This is a genomic window from Trinickia soli (genome assembly GCF_002879855.1).
In the GTDB taxonomy this organism is placed as follows: domain Bacteria; phylum Pseudomonadota; class Gammaproteobacteria; order Burkholderiales; family Burkholderiaceae; genus Trinickia; species Trinickia soli.
Genome location: NZ_PNYB01000006.1, coordinates 148,255 through 168,787 on the forward strand (window position 1 = coordinate 148,255; position 20,533 = coordinate 168,787).

General features: G+C 64.1%; 20 protein-coding genes and 1 other RNA gene. 9 read left to right on the forward strand and 12 right to left on the reverse strand.

The genetic code is table 11. The features are described from left to right. The first annotated feature begins 68 nt into the window (after nt 1-68). From C0Z19_RS09100 to C0Z19_RS09115, 4 genes are all read left to right on the forward strand, one after another. Nucleotides 69-350: a hypothetical protein gene (locus C0Z19_RS09100; RefSeq protein ID WP_102609486.1), complete on the forward strand. Its 282-nt coding sequence runs from the start codon at nt 69-71 to the stop codon at nt 348-350. Then, nucleotides 347-928 (forward strand): Holliday junction branch migration protein RuvA, encoded by a 582-nt coding sequence (gene ruvA / locus C0Z19_RS09105; RefSeq protein WP_102609487.1) that lies wholly within the window; start codon nt 347-349, stop codon nt 926-928. The genes C0Z19_RS09100 and ruvA overlap by 4 nt, the downstream gene beginning before the upstream one ends. A 35-nt stretch (nt 929-963) precedes the next feature. Next, complete coding sequence (gene ruvB, locus C0Z19_RS09110) at nt 964-2,031, forward strand: Holliday junction branch migration DNA helicase RuvB (protein ID WP_102609607.1); 1,068 nt, start codon at nt 964-966, stop codon at nt 2,029-2,031. A 71-nt stretch (nt 2,032-2,102) separates the two neighbouring features. Further along, a complete protein-coding gene (locus C0Z19_RS09115) occupies nt 2,103-3,041 on the forward strand; it encodes an oxygenase MpaB family protein (protein ID WP_102609488.1) in 939 nt (312 codons plus the stop codon). Nucleotides 3,042-3,154: 113 nt separating this feature from the next. On the opposite strand, the gene C0Z19_RS09120 is transcribed toward C0Z19_RS09115, so the two are convergent. The 3 genes from C0Z19_RS09120 to tyrS all read right to left on the reverse strand — a co-directional run bounded on the left by C0Z19_RS09120 (nt 3,155) and on the right by tyrS (nt 5,649). Beyond that, on the reverse strand, nt 3,155-3,829 hold the full coding sequence (locus C0Z19_RS09120; protein ID WP_102609489.1) for a histidine phosphatase family protein: 675 nt from the start codon (nt 3,827-3,829) through the stop codon (nt 3,155-3,157). Nucleotides 3,830-3,860: 31 nt separating this feature from the next. Then, the gene (gene dtd, locus C0Z19_RS09125; protein ID WP_102609490.1) at nt 3,861-4,319 is read right to left on the reverse strand and encodes a D-aminoacyl-tRNA deacylase; all 459 of its coding nucleotides are present in this window, start codon (nt 4,317-4,319) and stop codon (nt 3,861-3,863) included. A gap of 82 nt (nt 4,320-4,401) precedes the next feature. Then, a complete protein-coding gene (gene tyrS / locus C0Z19_RS09130; RefSeq protein WP_102609491.1) occupies nt 4,402-5,649 on the reverse strand; it encodes a tyrosine--tRNA ligase in 1,248 nt (415 codons plus the stop codon). A gap of 192 nt (nt 5,650-5,841) precedes the next feature. On the opposite strand from tyrS, the gene C0Z19_RS09135 reads away from it, so the two are divergent. Beyond that, nucleotides 5,842-7,059: an anhydro-N-acetylmuramic acid kinase gene (locus tag C0Z19_RS09135; protein WP_102609492.1), complete on the forward strand. Its 1,218-nt coding sequence runs from the start codon at nt 5,842-5,844 to the stop codon at nt 7,057-7,059. A 93-nt stretch (nt 7,060-7,152) separates the two neighbouring features. Here C0Z19_RS09135 and erpA read toward each other — a convergent pair whose 3' ends face one another. The 3 genes from erpA to rplM form a co-directional block, all read right to left on the reverse strand. Continuing rightward, nucleotides 7,153-7,521, reverse strand: a complete 369-nt coding sequence (gene erpA / locus C0Z19_RS09140) for an iron-sulfur cluster insertion protein ErpA (RefSeq protein ID WP_102609493.1) — start codon at nt 7,519-7,521, stop codon at nt 7,153-7,155. Between the two features lie 283 nt (nt 7,522-7,804). Beyond that, nucleotides 7,805-8,197 carry a 30S ribosomal protein S9 gene (gene rpsI / locus C0Z19_RS09145; protein WP_102609494.1) on the reverse strand — a complete coding sequence of 131 codons (393 nt, stop codon included), beginning with the start codon at nt 8,195-8,197 and terminating at the stop codon, nt 7,805-7,807. 11 nt (nt 8,198-8,208) lie between these two features. Then, entirely contained in the window at nt 8,209-8,637 is a 429-nt protein-coding gene (rplM, locus tag C0Z19_RS09150) for a 50S ribosomal protein L13 (protein WP_102609495.1), read from the reverse strand. A gap of 596 nt (nt 8,638-9,233) precedes the next feature. Here rplM and C0Z19_RS09155 point away from each other — a divergent pair. Beyond that, nucleotides 9,234-9,656, forward strand: a complete 423-nt coding sequence (locus C0Z19_RS09155) for an OsmC family protein (protein ID WP_102609496.1) — start codon at nt 9,234-9,236, stop codon at nt 9,654-9,656. A gap of 167 nt (nt 9,657-9,823) precedes the next feature. Here C0Z19_RS09155 and rnpB read toward each other — a convergent pair. From rnpB to pyrC, 3 genes are all read right to left on the reverse strand, one after another. Further along, an RNA gene (gene rnpB / locus C0Z19_RS09160) (RNase P RNA component class A) lies at nt 9,824-10,235 on the reverse strand. 13 nt (nt 10,236-10,248) lie between these two features. Next, on the reverse strand, nt 10,249-11,166 hold the full coding sequence (locus C0Z19_RS09165; RefSeq protein ID WP_102609497.1) for a DUF3025 domain-containing protein: 918 nt from the start codon (nt 11,164-11,166) through the stop codon (nt 10,249-10,251). Between the two features lie 23 nt (nt 11,167-11,189). After that, entirely contained in the window at nt 11,190-12,278 is a 1,089-nt protein-coding gene (pyrC, locus tag C0Z19_RS09170; protein WP_102609498.1) for a dihydroorotase, read from the reverse strand. A gap of 325 nt (nt 12,279-12,603) precedes the next feature. Between pyrC and C0Z19_RS09175 the strand changes: the two genes are divergently transcribed. Continuing rightward, entirely contained in the window at nt 12,604-13,509 is a 906-nt protein-coding gene (locus C0Z19_RS09175) for a class II glutamine amidotransferase (RefSeq protein ID WP_102609499.1), read from the forward strand. A 47-nt stretch (nt 13,510-13,556) separates the two neighbouring features. Here C0Z19_RS09175 and C0Z19_RS09180 read toward each other — a convergent pair whose 3' ends face one another. The 3 genes from C0Z19_RS09180 to C0Z19_RS09190 form a co-directional block, all read right to left on the reverse strand. Next, entirely contained in the window at nt 13,557-14,282 is a 726-nt protein-coding gene (locus C0Z19_RS09180; protein ID WP_102609500.1) for an amino acid ABC transporter ATP-binding protein, read from the reverse strand. A 337-nt stretch (nt 14,283-14,619) separates the two neighbouring features. After that, the gene (locus tag C0Z19_RS09185) at nt 14,620-15,924 is read right to left on the reverse strand and encodes a Glu/Leu/Phe/Val family dehydrogenase (protein ID WP_102609501.1); all 1,305 of its coding nucleotides are present in this window, start codon (nt 15,922-15,924) and stop codon (nt 14,620-14,622) included. 166 nt (nt 15,925-16,090) lie between these two features. Beyond that, nucleotides 16,091-17,050: a LysR family transcriptional regulator gene (locus tag C0Z19_RS09190; protein WP_102609502.1), complete on the reverse strand. Its 960-nt coding sequence runs from the start codon at nt 17,048-17,050 to the stop codon at nt 16,091-16,093. Between the two features lie 526 nt (nt 17,051-17,576). On the opposite strand from C0Z19_RS09190, the gene C0Z19_RS09200 reads away from it, so the two are divergent. Together C0Z19_RS09200 and purB are read left to right on the forward strand one after the other, a co-directional pair. Next, a complete protein-coding gene (locus C0Z19_RS09200; RefSeq protein ID WP_102609504.1) occupies nt 17,577-18,986 on the forward strand; it encodes an MFS transporter in 1,410 nt (469 codons plus the stop codon). A 124-nt stretch (nt 18,987-19,110) separates the two neighbouring features. After that, complete coding sequence (gene purB / locus C0Z19_RS09205) at nt 19,111-20,499, forward strand: adenylosuccinate lyase (RefSeq protein ID WP_102609505.1); 1,389 nt, start codon at nt 19,111-19,113, stop codon at nt 20,497-20,499. The last annotated feature ends 34 nt before the right edge of the window (nt 20,500-20,533 follow it).

Consider the following 20,533-nt stretch of genomic DNA (forward strand, 5'->3'; position numbering starts at 1 on the left):
CTTCTGTCCCAAGCAATCCGGCTCATTCCAGACACGAACAGCAAATATTTCGGAACGGTTGACGTCAGATGAAACGTCTGGTGCTACAGTTCGTGCTCGCCATTGGCCTCACGGCGCCCGTTTTTCTCGTGCTTACGAGCTTCGACACAGTTGGTCGCGTGGATAACGGGGAAACCCGCTGGAAGCTCTTGATCCCGCCGTTCCGCCTGTACGGCGCCGTTGGAATTGAAGGCGAAGACGAGGTCATTGCCGGCGTGCCGCTTATCGCAAGCTTCACGTCAGCTGTGTGCTTCATCAGGTTCTTATCGATCATTCTCAACCATCGTCACGCTAAGCGTCACCCGCCATGATCGGTCGCATTGCCGGCATCCTGCTCGAAAAGAATCCGCCTCATCTGCTCGTCGATTGCAACGGCGTCGGCTATGAGGTCGACGTGCCGATGAGCACGTTCTACAACCTCCCCTCGGTGGGCGAGAAAATCGTCCTGTTGACGCAGTTCATCGTTCGCGAAGACGCCCATCTGCTCTACGGCTTCGGCACACCGCAGGAGCGCTCCACGTTTCGCGAGCTGCTCAAGATCAGTGGCATCGGCGCGCGGATGGCGTTGGCCGTGCTGTCGGGCATGAGCGTGCAGGAACTTGCGCAGGCCGTCACGCTGCAGGACGCCGCACGCCTGACGCGCGTGCCGGGCATCGGCAAGAAAACGGCCGAGCGGCTGATGCTCGAGCTGAAGGGCAAGCTTGGCGCCGACCTTGGCACCGCGGCGGCGGCAGCTTCGCCGTCCGACCACGCCTCGGACATCCTGAACGCCCTGCTCGCATTGGGCTACTCAGAGAAAGAAGCCCTCGCGGCGATCAAGCACGTGCCGGCCGGCACAGGCGTCTCCGAAGGCATCAAGCTCGCACTGAAGGCGTTGTCGAAGGCTTGACGGCCGCGGCCGGCGCGCGCGGTACAATTGCGCTCATGATCGAAACCGATAAGCTCGCCGCCGAGCGCATCATTTCCGCCACGCCTGCTTCCACGCATGAAGAGGCGTTGGAGCGCGCGTTGCGTCCGCGTCAGCTCGACGAGTATGTCGGGCAGGAAAAGGTGCGCGGGCAGCTCGAAATCTTCATCGAAGCGGCAAGGCGCCGCTCGGAAGCACTCGACCACGTTTTACTGTTCGGGCCGCCCGGTCTCGGCAAGACGACACTCGCCCACATCATCGCGCGCGAAATGGGCGTCAACCTGCGGCAGACGTCGGGCCCCGTCCTCGAACGCGCAGGCGACCTCGCTGCGTTGCTGACGAATCTCGAAGCGAACGACGTCCTTTTCATCGACGAAATCCATCGGCTTTCACCCGTCGTCGAGGAAATTCTCTATCCGGCGCTCGAGGACTATCAGATCGACATCATGATCGGCGAAGGGCCGGCCGCGCGCAGCGTGAAGCTCGATCTGCAGCCGTTCACGCTGGTCGGCGCAACGACGCGCGCCGGGATGCTGACGAACCCGCTGCGCGACCGCTTCGGCATCGTCGCCCGTTTGGAGTTCTACGACGCGGAACAGCTCTCGCGCATCGTGCGGCGCTCGGCGTCGCTGCTCGGGGCACAGATTCACCCCGACGGCGCATTCGAAATCGCCAAGCGTTCGCGCGGCACGCCGCGGATCGCCAATCGCTTGCTGCGCCGCGTGCGCGATTACGCGGAAGTGAAGGCCGACGGCGCAATCACGGCGCCCGTCGCCGATGCCGCGCTAGCCATGCTCGATGTCGACCCGGTCGGCTTCGATCTGATGGATCGCAAGCTGCTCGAAGCGATTCTGCACAAGTTCGACGGCGGCCCGGTCGGCGTCGATAACCTCGCCGCAGCAATCGGAGAGGAGCGCGATACGATCGAGGACGTACTCGAACCGTTTCTGATTCAGCAGGGGTTCTTGCAACGCACGCCGCGGGGCCGCGTGGCGACGCTTGCCGCCTACCGTCATTTCGGCTTGGCCGCACCCGATGCGTCGAGCACCGTGCGTACGCTGTGGGATGACGAAAACAAGGCGTAAGCGCACACCTCGCTAAAGCAACACAGACGCAAAGCATCCACGGCACTGCAGCGCATCGAGGTTAGAGAGCGATGTCCGAATCGGCTAATCAGCGTGACGACGGGCGAAATACGCCGCTGTCCCCGCTTGTCTTGCGGCTGCGCCAGCGGATTTCACAAAGCGTGCTCAGTGTCACGAGCGGCAGCGGTCCTACGCTCGATTACAACAATCCTCCCGGCGACCTGGGCCTGTTCGGCCCCGATTCCGTCTGTTGGCGCGTGCATGCCGATTTCACATCGATGATGATCGGCGGCGTCAGTGCGTTGATGCTGCAAGCGCTGCACCCATTGGCGCTCGCTGGCGTTTGGGATCACTCGACGTTTCGCACGGACATGCGCGGCCGCTTGAGGCGCACCGCCACATTCATTGCCGGCACGACCTATGGGGCGCGCGACGACGCGCTGGCCCTGATCGAGCGCGTCAAGCGCATCCATCTTGGCGTCACGGGCGTGGCGCCCGATGGCCGGCCTTACCGCGCCGATGATCCAGCGCTGCTCACCTGGGTGCACGTCGCCGAAGTGTCGAGCTTTCTGGCTGCCTATCTGCGCTACGTCCAGCCATCGCTGGCGTCGGCAGAACAGGACCGCTATTACGCGGAGGTCGCACTGATCGCCAGGCTGCTCGGCGCGTCGGACGTACCCGAAACGCGCGCCCAGGTTGCCGACTATCTGGTCGCGATGCGGCCCGAGCTCGAAGCCGGCCCCCGGACGCATGAGGTCGTCCGAATTTTGCGCCATGCGGCGCCGCCCGATCGACCGCTCATGCGGCCGGCCGTGGGATTGATGCTTAACGCGGGCGTCGATCTGCTACCGGAATGGGCCCAGACGATGCTCGGTTTCAGCGCGCTCGCACGCATACAAGGCGTGCTGGCACGTCCAGGCGTTCGGGTCATCGCGCCCGTGATTCGGTGGGCGCACGTGAATGCCGTTTCCAAACGCGCGCGCCGGCGGGCCGCGGCGGTGCATACATAGGCGATTCACGAGGCGCCGTTGTGCGCTCAACGGCGATCGGTGCGATGACTGAAAAGTCCGGCGAGCGCTCGCCCGTGCCGTCGCAGCCGCCCGCATGCGCGCACCCGCCGGACTCACCGGCCTGTTCGCGCCCCTTTCGCCAATCCGTCATCCGCGCTGGCCCCATCCAGATGCGCGATGTCGGCCCATCCGAGCACCTGCGCCGTACCGTCGTCCCGAAACTCGACGGTATTGATGCTGGTATTGAGCAGCGGGTAGTCACGCGGCGCATCAAGCGCAAGGCTGCGCGCATGGCGGTAGACGCAGTCGAGCACCCCGCCATGCGTCACGCAGGCGATACGGCCCCCGCGATGCGCCTGGACGATCGCCTCGACCGCATGAAGGACGCGGTGAAAAAAAGCACGCACCGATTCCCCTCCGGGCGGCGCGAATCCCGGGTCACGCGTTTGCCAGCGCGCATAGTCGTCCGGAAAGCGGTCCGCAATCTCGCCGCTGTCGTGCCCCTGGAACACGCCATAAGCACGCTCGCGCAAGCCTTCGACCAGCCGCAATCCGAGCCCGAGCGCAGCCGCCGCGGGTTGCGCGGTCTGCTGGGCGCGCAGCAGATCGCTCGAATAGATCGCGTCGAGCGCAGCAGCATCGCGCGCTTCGCGAGCAAGGCGTTCGGCAAGACGCTGCGCCTGGGCCACACCGCTTTGCGCCAGCGGAATATCCACATGACCTTGAATGCGCTTGATGCGATTCCAGTCGGTTTCGCCATGTCGAATGAAAAGGACGTGCGTAGGCATCGGCAAGAGATAGCTGGCAAATGAGGAAAAATCAGGGCCGCGCTTGCAGCCAGAACGTCACGGGCCCGTCATTGACGAGCGAAACCTGCATCATCGCGCCGAACTCTCCGGTCTCGACGGCAGGATGGCGAGCGCGAGCCGAAGCAACGAAGTAGTCGAACAATCGCTTGCCGTCCTCGGGCGCCGCTGCCGGCGTAAAGCTCGGTCGCAGGCCGCTGTTCGTATCGGCAGCCAGCGTGAATTGCGAAACGACCAGTAGACCACCGGCACAGCCCGCCCCGTCGATATTCGTGACGGGCAGGTTCATCTTGCCGGCGGCGTCGCTGAAAACGCGATAGCCGAGTACTTTGGCGAGCAACTTATCCGCGCTCGCCTGCGTGTCGCCGCGCTCGGCACAAACGAGCGCCAGCAACCCGGGGCCGATCTCGCCAGCGATGCGATCGCCCACGCGCACGCTCGCCTGGGACACCCGCTGAATCAGCGCGATCATCGCTGCCCTCCCGTGGAGCTCGGGCTCACATGCCCCGCCTCGTGCAATCCGTTCGCACCGCCGCTCGACATCGCGCCGCTCCTCAGGCTGTCAGCGTCACGCGTGCGAAGCGGCGCTTGCCCACCTGGACGACGTATTCGCCCGCCTCGACTTTGAGCGCCTTGTCGGAGATCACCGTGCCGTCGATCCGCACACCGCTCTGTTCGATGTTGCGCAACGCCTCGCTCGTGGATGGCACGAGCCCGGCCTGCTTGAGCAACTGCCCGATCGCAAGCGGCGCGCCACTGAGCGTGACCGATGCGATATCGTCCGGCACGCCGCCCTTGGCGCGGTGATTGAAATCGTCGAGCGCGCGCTCGGCGTCGGCTTGCGAATGAAAACGAGCGACGATTTCCTGGGCGAGCAAGACTTTGAAGTCGCGCGGGTTACGGCCTTCTTCGGCCTCACGCCTGAAGCGCGCAATTTCATCGAGGCTGCGGAACGACAGCAGCTCGAAGTAGCGCCACATCAACGTGTCCGAGATGCTCATCAGCTTGCCGAACATATCGCCAGGCTTCTCGCTGATGCCGACATAGTTGTTCTTCGACTTCGACATCTTGTCGACGCCGTCGAGCCCTTCGAGCAGCGGCATCGTCAGAATGCATTGTTGCTCCTGCCCGTACTGCTTTTGCAATTCCCGGCCCACGAGCAGATTGAATTTCTGGTCCGTGCCGCCGAGCTCCAGGTCGGCGTTGAGCGCAACCGAGTCGTAACCTTGCATCAACGGGTAGAGGAACTCATGAATCGAAATCGGCACGCCGCCTTGGAAGCGCTTCGTGAAGTCGTCGCGCTCGAGCATGCGCGCCACCGTGTAGCGCGATGCCAGCTTGATCATGCCGTCGGCGCCAAGCGGCATCGACCATTCGCTGTTGTAGCGGATTTCGGTTTTCTCACGGTCGAGCACCAGGGCGGCCTGCTCGAAATAGGTCCTCGCGTTCGATTCGATCTGCTCGCGCGTGAGCGGCGGCCGCGTTGCATTGCGCCCCGACGGATCGCCGATCAGCGAAGTGAAATCGCCGATCAGAAAGATGACCGTATGACCCAGATCCTGCAGCTGGCGCATCTTGTTCAACACGACCGTATGTCCGATATGAATATCGGGGGCGGTCGGGTCGAGGCCGAGCTTGATCCGCAGCGGCGCGCCCGTGGCCGCGCTGCGTGCGAGCTTCTGCGCGAACTCGTCTTCGATCAGGAGCTCATCGGCGCCACGCTTGGCGACGGCGAGCGCGTGCCGCACTTCGTCCGTAATCGGGAACGGCGAGGCAGGCTTGGAGGTGGACTCGGTGCTCATCTTAAAGTCGGTAGATCCGGGTTGATCCGGCTGGCGGATGGGGCAAAAACCGTAATTGTCCCATATCTGGCGCCGCCTCTTGTACGTAGGCGTGGGCGTGAGCACGCGGGCTCATTCTCGCGGATAATCGGACTGGCCAACCGGCGCACAAGCCGACGGGTTCGATCGGGCCGCCCGGGGTGGCCCGCCACCATGCACGAGGAGCAAAAATTGGCGGCGAGGACGCAGCAAACCGGAGCCGATGGCGTCTACTTCGGCCTCATGTCGGGCACGAGCATGGACGGCGTCGACGGCGTCGCCGTCCAATTTCGCGCCGGCGAGGCGCCGCGGGTACTGGCCGATGCGTTCGTCGGCTTCGCCGATGGGCTGCGCGATGCGCTGTTCGCCTTGCAGCAGCCGGGCGAGAACGAAATCGAGCGCGAAGCGCTCGCTGCTTCGGCGCTCGCGGCACGCTACGCCGTCTGTTGCCACGAACTGCTGCGTAGCGCCAACCTCGCGCCCGCCAGCGTGCGCGCGATCGGCGTACATGGTCAAACCGTCCGTCACCGCCCCGAAAAGGGCTACACGCGCCAGATCAACAACCCCGCATTGCTCGCGGAGATGACGCAAATCGACGTCGTCGCCGATTTCCGCAGCCGCGACGTCGCGGCCGGCGGCCAGGGCGCGCCGCTCGTCCCTGCATTCCACGCACAGGTGTTCGGTGCCAAAGACGAAACCCGCGTCGTCTGCAATCTCGGCGGCATCAGCAATATCACGGTGTTGCCGCCCACGCGCGTCCGGGCGGCCAGCCGCGGCGACGACGGCGGCCACGCAGCGGCAGCCGATAGCGGGGCCATACGCGGCTTCGACTGTGGCCCTGCGAACGTGCTGCTCGACGAATGGGCCAAACGACATCTTCGGGCGCCGTTCGACGAAAGGGGCCGGTTTGCGGCGAGCGGAACGGTCAATCAGACGCTGCTCAACGCGCTGTTGGCCGAGCCCTTCTTCGAGCAGGCGCCGCCCAAGAGCACAGGGCGCGACCTATTCAACAGCGAGTGGCTCGATGCCAAACTCGCGGGATTCGAAGCAGTTGCACCTGCGGACGTGCAGGCCACGCTCGCCGCACTCACAGCCGTGAGCGTCGCTCGCGAGATCGAGCGGCATGCGCCCGGGTGCCGGGCCGTCTACGTTTGCGGCGGAGGCGCGCGCAATCCCGAACTGCTGAAAGCGCTCGAGCGTGCGCTCGATCGAAGCGGCGTAAGCGGCGTGCCGGTGATGACGACGGAAGCGCTTGGTGTGCCGGCCCATCACGTCGAAGCGCTGGCTTTCGCGTGGCTGGCCATGCGGTGCGTCGAGCGCGCGGCGGGCAACCTGCCCGCAGTGACGGGCGCCGCCGGGGAACGCGTGCTCGGCGCGATTTACCCGCGCTAAAGCCAGCGTCAGCGCAATAAAAAACGGGACCAGGGGTCCCGTTCTTACGATGCGAGGCTGATTACGCCGCCCCGCCTGCGCTTTAGCAATGCGTCAAACCGAGAACGACGACCCGCAGCCGCAAGTGGTCGAGGCGTTCGGGTTCTTGATGACGAACTGTGCGCCGTTGATATCGTCCTTATAGTCGATCTCGGCGCCGACCAGATATTGGTAGCTCATCGAGTCGATCAACAATTGCACGCCGCCTTTGTTCATGACGGTGTCGTCTTCGTTGATTGCTTCGTCGAACGTGAAGCCGTACTGGAAGCCCGAGCAGCCGCCGCCTTGCACGAACACACGCAGCTTGAGGTCGGGGTTGCCTTCCTCGTCGATCAGTTGTTTCACTTTGTCGGCCGCCGCGTCCGTGAAGACGAACGGACTCGGCATTTCGGTCACGGGGGTATCGGTGACGGCGGTGTTCATAACTTTCTCCAAAAGGCTTCTAAGCGCTATTGTATGGCCCTTCGCCGACTCTTGCTTGCCCGAAATGCGGTAACCCTATGATTGCAATGGGTTCTAGCCTCAACGGTCGCCGCGACAGGCCTTCAGGGTAGCCGGCAACCGCGCCAGTGCGTTGCCCGAACGCTGAAATCGGCTGAAAACGGGCGAAAGCGCATGCAAAAAAGCCGCCGTGCGGATGCAGCGGCGGCTTTTTCGGCAGCGACCCGTCTGGTGACGGGCGCTTCGAAACGACCCTTCGAAACGATTAACGCTTCGAGAATTGCTTCCTGCGACGTGCCTTGTGGAAACCGACCTTCTTACGCTCGACTTCACGTGCGTCACGCGTCACGAAGCCAGCGCTCGACAGAGCAGGCTTCAGCGTTGCGTCGTAGTCCATCAGCGCACGCGTGATGCCGTGGCGAACCGCACCGGCCTGGCCCGTCTCACCACCGCCCGAAACGTTGACCTTGATGTCGAACGTGGTGCCGTGGTTCGTGAGCTCGAGCGGCTGACGCACGATCATCAGCGACGTTTCGCGCGAGAAGTAATCCGCAATGGGCTTGCCGTTGACGATGATGTCGCCTTTGCCAGCCTTGATGAAGACACGAGCGACGGCGCTCTTGCGGCGGCCCGTACCGTAGTTCCAATTACCGATCATGTGGGCTCCCCTTAGATCTCGAGCGCCTTCGGCTGTTGAGCCGAATGCGGATGCGTAGCTTCGGCGTAGACCTTCAGCTTCTTGATCATGGCGTAGCCGAGCGGGCCCTTCGGCAGCATGCCCTTGACCGCCTTCTCGAGCGCGCGGCCCGGGAAGCGTTCCTGCATCTTGCCAAACGTCGTTTCATAGATGCCGCCCGGATAGCCCGAGTGACGGTAGTACTTCTTGTCGGTAGTCTTGTTGCCCGTGACCTTCAGCTTGCCGGCGTTGATGACGATGATGAAATCACCGGTGTCGACGTGCGGAGTGAACTCAGGCTTATGCTTGCCGCGAAGACGGCGTGCCACTTCGCTGGCGACACGGCCGAGAACCTTATCCGTCGCGTCAATCACGTACCATTCGCGCGTCACCTCTTCGGCTTTGGCGGAAAACGTCTTCATGATCGATCCAAAAAATTGACCTGCCCTTCGTATTTTTCCTGCTTCGGTTGGCGCATCGAGGCGCCGTGCAGGCTCTCCCTGTTCTTCTTCCGCGGGCATGGATGCGGAAAAGCCCTGAATTATAAAGGAATTTGGCCGCGTGAGTCAAAGGCGGCAATCCGCCACCCGGCGGGGCGTGAAATCGAGCGATCGGGGTGGTTCAGGCCGGCCGCCAACGGCGGGCAAAGCCCTCTCATACGCCGCAGCCGCCCGACCGAGAGGCACGGTGTGACGGGGTTCGCGCCGGTTCGTGCAGTCGTTCGACGACGTCTTTGTAAAAAAAAGCCCGAACTCAGGGTTCGGGCGTAATCCACCTAAGGAGGAGGGTGGAGGAGACATGCGGAGATTGCCAAAAACCACAATCAATGAGACGCATTGTACAGAGCGAATGACGGAGAGGCAAGAAAATCTGCATCGCGAAATTTCATCTCATAATGTGATATCGAAATCACTATGAGGATAAAGGCCCCTGGCCCGCCCGTGACGTCTGCCGAAGCTACAATGCCAGCCTGACAGAACGTATTTACCGTAATCGCGGACACCGCGGGAGTAGCGCTATGGAATGCAAAGTGAGCTGGATGGGTCCTGACGGGATGGCCTTTGCCGCAGAAACGGGCAGCGGCCATCTGGCGATGATGGACGGCGCGCCGGAAGGCGGCGGCCGCAATCTGGCGCCGCGGCCGATGGAAATGGTGCTGCTCGGCACGGGCGGCTGCACGGCCTACGACGTCGTCATGATTCTGAAGAAAAGCCGGCAGGACATTGCGGGGTGCTCGGCGACGCTGAAGGCCGAGCGCGCCAGCGAAGACCCAAAGGTGTTCACGAAGATCCACTTCCATTTCACGGTGACGGGCAAGAACCTCAACCCGGCCACCGTCGAGCGCGCAATCAACCTTTCGCACGACAAGTACTGCTCGGCGTCGATCATGCTGGCCAAGACGGCCGAACTCACGCACTCGTTCGATATCGTGGAAAGCTGAAGGCGCGATCGGTCTCATTGGGCGCGAAGCCCGCCCCGCGCTTAGGCGCGGCAATCGCGCCCGATGCGCGCGTTTTGGCGGGATCTTGTCGCCCGCCCCGCCGCGAAAACGCCCGATTGCCGAGCGAGCGCCAGAGGCCGACGTCGGATGCGACGCCGGGAAAAGAAAAGCAAAGCAGGCCGATAAGCCGGATTCTGTGCGTCCGCCGCACCTTGCGGCGCCTCGGACGTGGCAGCCATTCCTCTAGGCGCGCCATTGCTGACGCGCTCAAGCTTCCTACCCGCAGGCGAGACGGGGGCCCCGCCTTGCATCCGAAGATGCGCGCCTGCCTATTTGGAATTGCTCCGGGTGGAGGTTACCGTGCCGTCTGCGTCGCCGCAGACGCGGTGCGCTCTTACCGCACCGTTTCACCCTTACCTGATCCCGGCTTGCGCCGGGCCATCGGCGGTTTGCTCTCTGTTGCCCTGTTCCGCGTGTTGCCACGGATGGCCGTTAGCCATCACCCTGCCCTATGGAGTCCGGACTTTCCTCGCCCTTCCCGGCGTGAGCCGGAAAAGCCGCGACTGCCTGGCCTGCTTCGCAACGAGAGAGTTTACCACCGGCAGACCTCCCTACGTTCGTCTTCGTTCTGCCCGGCTTCAGTGCATCCAGGGGCCCCGCGCGAGCGTCGGCCCAGGCGAAACACCTGACGATCGTCGTAGAAAGCCGGATCGGCATTGGCCGGCCAAAAACCCGGCACACCGAGGACCGGCAGTGGCGCATAGCGACTGTTGTCGAGCTTGCAATCCGCGAGCGAAGCCGCCACGGCACCGTCGAGCCATACGGCTTGCTGCTCGAGCGCCCAGGTGAAGTACTCGGCCGGAGCCGCGACGATCCATGCGTGTCCCGTGCAAGCCTTGTAGGGAAAAACAAGTTTTTCGATGAGCGCGTGGCCGAACACGCGCACCTCGCAGCGAATGCCCCAGGCGGCGCGCTCGTCGACAAACAGCCGCCGCCAATCGAACGCCGTCAACGCCGCAGTCAGCGTCGGATCGGCCGACACGAACAGCACGGCGTTCTCGTCGAACAGCGTCAGGAAATCGCGCTCCGCGCCGCGCGCGCCGCTCACACCGTCGCGTGCGATCGCCCTGGCCTGCCGCGCGTTGAGCGTCGCCTTCACCCGCGGGTAGGCGAACCAGATCAGCGCATTGAAGAAGTCATGCAGATTGTGGCGCGTCGGCACACCACCCGTCGCGGCGATATGCGCTTCATACGCGGTGCCTTCGGGCAACTGCGCCTGCTCGATGAATGTCAAAGGCCGGCCGTTCCCCGTGACTTTCTCGTCGCCCGCCTGCGCCTCGCGCGCAAGCATGGCGACGAAGCCCGAAGGATCGGCGAGTGCGGCGCGCTGCCAGCGCGCACCGCGCGCGGCATGCGGCGCCAGCCAAGGTGCGGACCAATCGATTCGCTCGATGTTCGCGATCGGCCGCGCGGGCTCTTCGGCTTCGGCCAGGCACGGTTGCCGCGTCACGGCGCAACTCTCCCGAACGGCGCTCAGGCCAGACGCCAGCCGATCGACTCGCCGGCGCGCAGCGGCACGACGGCGGCTTCCCCCGCCACGATCTCGGCCGGCAAGGTCCAGCTTTCGCGCAGCAGCGTTACGCGCTCTGTGCTGCGCGGCAGATTGTAGAAGTCGGGCCCGAAGAAACTGGCAAACCCTTCGAGCTTATCGAGCGCGCCCGCGTTGTCGAACGCCTCGGCGTACAGTTCCAACGCATGCAACGCCGTGTAGCAGCCCGCGCACCCGCATGCATGTTCCTTCAAGCCCTTCGGATGCGGCGCGCTGTCGGTGCCGAGGAAGAACCGCGGATTGCCCGAGGTGGCCGCCTCGACGAGCGCAACGCGGTGCGTTTCGCGCTTGAGCACCGGCAGGCAGTAGTAATGCGGGCGAATCCCGCCCTGGAAGATCGCGTTACGGTTGTAGAGCAGATGATGCGCCGTGATGGTCGCCCCGAGCAGCCCGGCCGGCGCGCCGTCGTCCCGCACGTACTGCGCGGCGTCCTTCGTCGTGATGTGCTCGAAAACAACCTTGAGCGCCGGGAAATCGCGGCGCAGGGGCATCATCACGCGGTCGATGAACACCTTCTCGCGATCGAACAGATCGATCGACGAATCGGTCACCTCGCCATGCACGAGCAGCGGCATCCCGACTTCCTGCATCGTCTCGAGCGTTTTCGCGCATTTCGTCAAATCGGTCACGCCGAAGTCCGAGTTCGTCGTCGCACCAGCCGGATAGAGCTTCACGCCATGGACGAACCCGCTTTCGCGGGCGCGGCGGATTTCATCGGGTGGCATGTTGTCGGTGAGGTACAGCGTCATCAGCGGCTCGAACGTCGAGCCGAGCGGCAGCGCCGCCAGGATGCGCCCGCGGTAGGCCCGCGCGGCCTCGACCGTGGTCACGGGCGGCTTCAGGTTCGGCATGACGATCGCCCGGCCGAACTGCCGGGTCGTATGCGGCAGCACGGCCGCAAGCATCTCGCCGTCGCGCAGATGCAGGTGCCAATCGTCTGGACGGGCCAGCGTCAGCGAAGACAAAGAGCCGCTCGTTGGCGCGGCGTTCGGGGACGAAACGGAAACGGTCATGGCGATGGATCTGGCTGGGTATAGCGCAATTTGGCGGAATCTGGCGGAATCTGGCTGAATCGGGCCGGGCGTGGCTGCGGGCCTTGCAAGCGGACCAGGCCTCGGCGAGTACGTCATCCGGCCATGGGGCGATGCGAAGCAACAGACGCGAACAGGGTCACGTGAAGCAAGACACCGGCCATCGTGGAAAAACAGCAACGGACGGACGACCCGTCCCACCGTTTTGCTTTTTTCGGCCAGCGGCCCGGTATATGCTTCAAAACAACATATTGTAGCGGGTTCGGACCACGCACCCGCTCGCCACCACGCACCGCAAGCCCGTACCATGTGCCAACTTCTCGGAATGAACTGCGCCGCGCCGACGGACGTCACGTTCTCCTTCACGGGCTTCGCCGCGCGCGGCGGCATCACCGATCACCACGCCGACGGCTGGGGCATCGCCTTCTTCGAAGATAAAGCCTGCCGCCTGTTCATCGACCATCAATCGTCGGCCACCTCGCCGATCGCCGAAATGGTCAAGCGCTACCCGATCAAATCCAAGAATACGATCGCGCATATCCGCAAAGCGACGCAGGGCCATATCCTGCTGGAGAACTGCCACCCGTTCATGCGCGAACTATGGGGCCGGCATTGGATCTTCGCGCACAACGGCGACCTGAAGGATCATCGGCCCGAGCTTACCGGCGTCTACCAGCCCGTAGGCACGACCGACAGCGAACTGGCATTCTGCACGTTGATGCAAGGCTTGCGCCGCGCATTTCCAGGCGCGCAGCCGCCGCTGCAAGAGCTGTTCGACGCCGTGACGGCGCTGACGCGCGAAATCACGACTTACGGCGTATTCAACTTTTTGATGTCCAACGGGCAGGCGCTGTTCGCGCATTGCTCGACTCACCTGCATTACATCGTGCGAAGCTGGCCGTTTTCGACGGCGCATCTGATCGACGCCGACATGTCGATCGATTTCGCGCAATACACGACGCCCGAGGATCGTGTGGCCGTCATCGCGACGCAACCGCTCACCGACGACGAGATCTGGACCGCGTTCGCACCTGGCGATCTGCTGATGTTCCAAGACGGCGACGTGGCGGCGCGCGCGCACATTCCCGTGCCGGCTAGCGTGCTCGAGAAAGCGCGCAACCCCGCCTGCGATCCGAGCGCATCGGCATCGATGCGCTCAGCAGCCGCCCCGCTCAGCGCCGATGCGGACGACATCGCCGCATTCGAGTCCTGAGCGATTCCCACGCCCTCGTTCCATTCGCGTCGTTCCGCTTCAAACGCTCAGTGCAGGATTTTCGCCAAGAACTCTTTGGCGCGGTCCGATTTCGGATTGGCGAAGAACGCGTCCTTGTGATCGTCTTCGACGATGACGCCCCGGTCCATGAAGATGACGCGGTTCGCGACCTTCCTGGCGAACCCCATCTCATGCGTCACGCACATCATCGTCATCCCTTCCTGAGCGAGTTCGACCATCACGTCGAGCACTTCGTTGATCATCTCGGGATCGAGCGCCGAAGTAGGTTCGTCGAACAGCATCGCAACCGGGTCCATCGATAGCGCACGTGCGATCGCGACACGCTGCTGCTGGCCGCCCGACAGTTGCGCCGGGAATTTGTCGGCATGGCCCTTCAGGCCCACGCGCTCGAGTAGTTTGAGCCCTTTGTCGGCGGCCTCGTCTTTCGACCGGCCCAGCACTTTGAGCTGCGCGAGCGTCAGGTTCTCCATGATCGATAGATGCGGAAACAGCTCGAAGTGCTGAAACACCATCCCCACCTTCGCGCGCAACTTCGAAAGGTTGGTTTGCTTGTCGCCGAGCGATTGCCCGTTGACGACGATCTGCCCCTCTTGAAACGGCTCCAGCCCGTTGACGGTCTTGATCAAGGTCGATTTGCCCGAACCGGACGGACCGCATACGACCACGACTTCCCCTTTTGCGACCTCGGCTGTGCAATCGGACAGGACCTGAAACGTGCCATACCACTTCGAAACATGCTTGATCGAAATCATCCGGTCATCCTCGTTGTGCAGAAAGTCCTCGCCAGCGCCACGGGGCCGGCGTCGGCCTCGCCTGTTGCGCGGCGGGCGTATGCGAACGAAGGCAAATATTACACGTCGGCCGATTGATCGGTCGAATACCCATTTGCCCTTAAATCGAAACGCCGGATTGACGCGTTCTCGGTCGATCGCCCACGGACTACGGATGTCAATGCGAGGAAGGTGGAAGTCGATCGAAACGAAAAAAGCGGGCGACATCTTGTCGATGCCGCCCGCCCAGGGGAAGCCGGAAGCGCCGTGAGCGGCGCACCGGCAAGTCAAACCCGTTTCGCTTTTGGCGAATAGGGAATCAGGGATACAGGCCACGCATTTCGCGCGCCATCAAAATCCGCTTGCATGCGACGATGAACGCCGCCGTACGCATCGACACCTTGTTCTCGCTCGCCACCTGCCAGACGGCGTTGAAGGCTTCGCGCATGACGCGCTCGAGACGCTGATTGATTTCGTCTTCGGTCCAGAAGAAGCTCGAGAAATCCTGCACCCACTCGAAGTACGAAACCGTCACGCCGCCGGCGTTCGCGACCACATCGGGAATCACGAGCACGCCCTTGTCGTGCAGGATGTCGTCGGCAGCCGTCGTGGTCGGGCCGTTCGCGCCTTCGACGATGATCTTCGTTCTGATCTTCGCCGCGTTCTTCTCGGTGATCTGATTCTCAAGCGCCGCCGGGATCAGGATGTCGCTCTCGATCATCCAGAATTCGTCGTTCGCGACCGGGTCCGCGCCCGCAAAGCCGCCCACGCCGCCCGTGTTGCCGACGTGTTGGAGCAACGCATGCGTATCGATGCCGCTCGACTTATGGATCGCGCCCGTATGATCCTGCACGGCGATGACCTTCGCACCGGCTTCTTCGAACAGGCGGGCAGCGATGCCGCCCACATTGCCGAAACCTTGCACGGCGATGCGCGCGCCCTTGATATCGAGGCCCACGCGGCGCGCCGCTTCCGTGCCGACGACGAACACGCCGCGGCCCGTCGCTTCGCGACGGCCCAACGAGCCGCCCAGTGTGATCGGCTTGCCCGTCACGACGCCCGTGGCCGTTTGGCCCTGGTTCATCGAGTACGTGTCCATCATCCACGCCATGATCTGCTCGTTCGTGTTGACGTCAGGCGCGGGGATGTCGGTGTTCGGTCCGATGATGATGCCGATTTCGCTCGTATAGCGGCGCGTAACGCGCTCGAGCTCGCCGCGCGACAACGTGCGCGGATCGACACGGATACCGCCCTTCGCGCCGCCGTACGGCACGTTCACAGCGGCGTTCTTCACCGACATCCAGGCCGAGAGCGCCATCACTTCGGACAACGTCACGTCCTGGTGGTAGCGCACGCCGCCTTTGCCGGGGCCGCGCGAAACGTTGTGCTGGACGCGGTAGCCTTCGAAGTGCGCGACGGTGCCGTTATCGAGTTCGATAGGCACGTCGACGATCAGAATGCGCTTCGGACGCTTCAGTGTTTCGAGCCAACGCGACGACGAACCGAGGTACGGCGCGACGCGATCGACTTGACGCAGATAGTTTCCCCAGGGGCCGAGATCGTCGGCATGCAGGTACGAGGGGATCGATTGTGCAGACGTGGCGGACTGCAATTGCGAGGACATGGACTCTCCAACGGTCACTGAATGTGCGCCATTGTCGAAAAAGCCCATTTTGAAATCCAATGCCGTTTGGTCATCCCGTTATGCATTTCTTGCATAACCTTGGCAGCACGCGCACTGCGCCGCGTTCGGCGCCCGTGGCGCCTTCATGTCGCAATCACGCGCTCCGTCACGCCGATTTCACGCCGAGCTCGTCGGCGACGACCTGCCATAAGCGACGCACGAGCTGTTGGCGCGGATCGTCGCCGGCCGCCGCGAGCTTGTCGCGGTAGAGACGGATCTCCATCGTCAACGTGAAGCGATCGGCGGGCAACCCGCGCGACGCCGCACGGTCCAGCCGGATCAGATCGCCGGCCGCCACGGCGTCTTCGACGGCGCTGTGCGGCAGGAAGGCGACGCCGTGCCCGGCCAGCGTCATCGCCTTGAGCGCCTCGGCCATATCCGTTTCGTAGATGCGATCGAGATACAGGCGCTCGGGCGCATTCGCCACGATGACCTCGGTCATGCGTCCCAAATAGGCGTTCGGCGTGTACGACAGATACGGAACGGCCGCGTCGGCCGCGCCCGGCAAGGTGTAGCGCGCCCGCCCGGCTCGGGCCGGCGCCGAGAACGGACTGATCGGCTCGAACCCGAGCGTCAGCATGTCATACCGGCCCGGATCGAGCGCCACCGGGTGGCTCGGATGGTGATAGCCCATCACGAGATCGCAGCCGCCTTCGACGAGCGAGAGCACGGCATCGTGAACGTTCAGCGCGCGCAGACGCGTATGGACCGGCCCCATCTGCGCTTCGATCCGTTGCAACCAAAGCGGGAAGTAGGTGAGCGAAAGCGTGTGCGGCACGGCGAACTCGATCGTCGGCGCCGGGGAGCGCACGTGCCCGCGCAGCAGGATGCGCGACTCGTGCATATGCGACAGCATCGCGAGCGCCTGCTCATGGAAGACCTCGCCCGCTTGCGTGAGCCGCGTCGGATAGACCGAGCGATCGATGAGCTCGGTGCCGAGCCACGCCTCGAGCGCCTGGATGCGGCGCGAAAACGCGGGCTGCGTGACATGCCGCAACTCGGCCGAACGGCTGAAGCTGCGCGTCTCCGCGAGCGAAACGAAATCTTCGAGCCATTTGAGTTCCATGCGAGCGGGGCCGGGCGGGCCTGAGGAAAAGCAACGCCCGCATTGTACCGGGGCGGGCCGCAGGGCCGGGCTTGCAGCGGCCTCGCCCGCCCCTTGGACCAACACATCGTCAGCGCAAACGGTGGATGGCGATGCCGGAGATGCGGCGGTCATCGTGCCGCGCGGCGCAGCGGCGCACCGATGCTCCGCGCCACCGGCTTCGGTGGCAACGTTGGTGCAGCGCACCATCGACGCGCGCCCGGCACACCGGCGGTGCCGCGCCGCGCGACGCAGGTGCGCCGGCACGCACCGCATTCGATCGCAACGGCAGCGTGCCCAGGCTTAGCCGCAATTCGTCCGAAACGCCGCAATCGCACGCCACGCCTGACGAAGCGGCCGATGCGCAGCGCGCTGCGGGCGCCGATGGCATAGCCCTTGCATTGGCGAGCCGTCGCGTGCCGCCGCAGGTGCCGCGCCGGTCGTCGCCCCAAAGATTCAACCGACGATTTACTGACCGATTCATCCGACACTCGACGCGAGGACGATCATGAAGGACCTTCAACACGCGCTACGGAGCGGCAATTGGCGCTCGCTCCTCGCCTGCTTTCTCTATTTCGACACCGGCTTCACGGTGTGGGTGTTGTACGGACCGCTCGCGCCGTTCATCAGCAAGAGCATCTCCATGACAGCCGCTCAGCAGGGGTTTCTCGTGGCCGTGCCGGTGCTTGCGGCGGCCATTTTGCGCGTGGCGCTCGGCAACCTCTATCAGTCAACCGACGGCCGGCGCGTCGCGTTGATGGGCGTGTTGATTTCGGCCTTGCCTGCGATGACACTGCCGCTGTTGCCGACCACGCCCTCCTACTCGCTGCTGCTCGTGCTCGGCGTGTTCCTCGGCGTAGGCGGCGCGAGCTTCGCCGTTGCGCTGCCGATGGCGGGCAGCAGCTACCCGCCAAAGGTGCAAGGGCTCGTGCTCGGCCTCGCCGCGGCCGGCAATGTCGGCGCCGTGCTCGACGGCTTTCTGTTCCCGCACGTGGCCGCCGCACTCGGCTGGCAGTACGCGACTGCCGCGGCGCTGCCGCTGCTGGCGATCGCCGGCCTCGCCCTGTTCGCCTGGGGCGACGATCGCGGCGAAAAAGCCGGCAGCCCGGGCCGCGCGCTGGCCGGCTTCGTGACGATGCTCGCGGGCCTCATTGCGCTCGTGCTCGCCGTTCATGCCGGTGTATTCGGCGCCGGCAAAGCCGGCGTCCTGCTATTGCCTGTGATCGGTGCGGTCGGCGCCATCGTGCTGTTGCCGGCCCGCTATCGTGCGGTCCTGGCCGAGCGCGACACCTGGGTCATGATGCTCGTCTACAGCATCACGTTCGGCGGCTTTGTCGGCATGTCGTCGTACGTCACCCTACTGCTCACGACGCTCTATCAAATGCCGAAGCTCGAAGCCGGGCTGTTCATGTCGCTGCTCGCCTTCCTCGGCGCGATGGTGCGTCCGGTGGGCGGCTATCTGGCCGACCGGATCACGGGCGTGCGCGCGCTGACCGGTCTGCTCGCCGCGATCTCGTTGGCCGATTTCGCCTTCGCCGCCTGGATGCCGCCGCTCGCGGGCGGCATCGCCATCCTGGTCTGCCTCTATCTCGCGTTCGGTCTGGGCAACGGCTCCACGTTCCAACTCGTGCCCCATCGTTGGAAAGGCAAGACCGGTCTGCTGTCGGGCGTGATCGGGGCGGCCGGTGGCATCGGCGGCTTCTATCTGCCCGTCGTCATGGGCATCGCCAAGGAAACCACCGGCAGCTACCAGATGGGCTTCGCCACTTTCGGCGTACTGGCGGCCTGCGCGTGCCTCGCGGTCGTCGCATTGCGCGCGCAGTGGCTCGTCTGGGCAAGCCCGGCCGGCACGGCGGCCGACTTCGCGCACGCAGCCCAACCCGCACGCGTCGGACAGCCGGCCGCCGCGGGGGAATGAGAACGGCTGGCGGGCGCCGCTGCAGATGCGCTCTCCCGCCAGCGACAAAGCCGGCCTCAGGCGGTGGTAAAATCGCGGGTTCTCTCCTGCACCGAACCCGCGCCTTCGAGCGCGACCTCCGACCATGTCCGATACCCGCGCCGACACGCTGTTTGCCCTCACCGCCCTTTCGCCGCTCGACGGCCGCTATGCCGCCAAGACCGAAGCGCTGCGCGACTGGCTTTCCGAAGCCGCCTTCATGCGCCATCGCGTGACGGTCGAAGTTCACTGGCTGATCGCGCTGTCGCAAGCGGGCTTCGCCGAAATGCCGCGCTTCTCCGACGAAGCGGAAAAGTTTCTGCTCGATCTCGTCGCGCGCTTCTCGGCGCACGACGCCGCGCGCATCAAGGACATCGAGCGCGTGACGAATCACGACGTCAAGGCTGTCGAGTACTGGCTCAAGGAATCGGTCAAAGGCCAGCCCGAACTCGAGCGCGCCAGCGAATTCATCCACTTCGCCTGCACCTCCGAAGACATCAACAACACGTCGCACGGGCTCATGCTCGCCGGCGCGCGCGAACATGTGATTCTACCGGCGCTGCGCTCGGTGCATAGCCGCCTCGTCGCACTCGCACACGCGCATGCCGAGCAGCCGATGCTCTCGCGCACGCACGGCCAGCCGGCCAGCCCGACGACGCTCGGCAAGGAAATCGCGAACGTCGCAGCGCGCCTGTCGCGTGCGATCGAGCGCATCGCCAAAGTCGAGATCCTCGGCAAGATGAACGGCGCGGTGGGCAACTACAACGCGCATCTGGCCGCTTACCCGGGCTTCGATTGGGAAACGTTCTCGCGCACGGTCATCGAACAGCGTCTGAAGCTCACGTTCAATCCGTACACGATCCAGATCGAGCCGCACGACTACATGGCCGAGTTGTTCGACGCCGTCGCCCGCGCCAATACGATCCTGCTCGATCTGGATCGCGACGTGTGGGGCTACATCTCGCTCGGCTACTTCAAGCAAAGGACGAAGGCCGGCGAAATCGGCTCGTCGACGATGCCGCACAAGGTCAACCCGATCGATTTCGAAAACTCGGAAGGCAACCTCGGGCTCGCCAATGCAACGCTGCGCCATCTGGCCGACAAACTGCCCGTCTCGCGTTGGCAGCGCGACCTCACCGATTCAACGGTCCTGCGCAACATGGGCGTTGCGCTCGGCTACTCGCTGCTCGCCTACGACGCATTGATCCGCGGCCTCGACAAGCTCGAAGTGAACCCCGCCCGCTTGAACGAAGATCTCGACGCTTGCTGGGAAGTGCTGGCCGAGCCCGTGCAAACGGTCATGCGCCGCTTCGGCATCGAAAACCCGTACGAGCAGTTGAAGGAACTCACGCGCGGCAAGGGCATCACGCGGGAAGCGCTGCAGCAGTTCATCGCTACGTTGGCCATCCCCGAAGATGCAAAGGCGCTGCTGATCGCGATGACGCCCGCGTCGTATACGGGCAAGGCGGCGGAATTGGCGAAGCGGATCGGATAACGATCCCGGCATCAGCACAATCTCAGCACGGAAG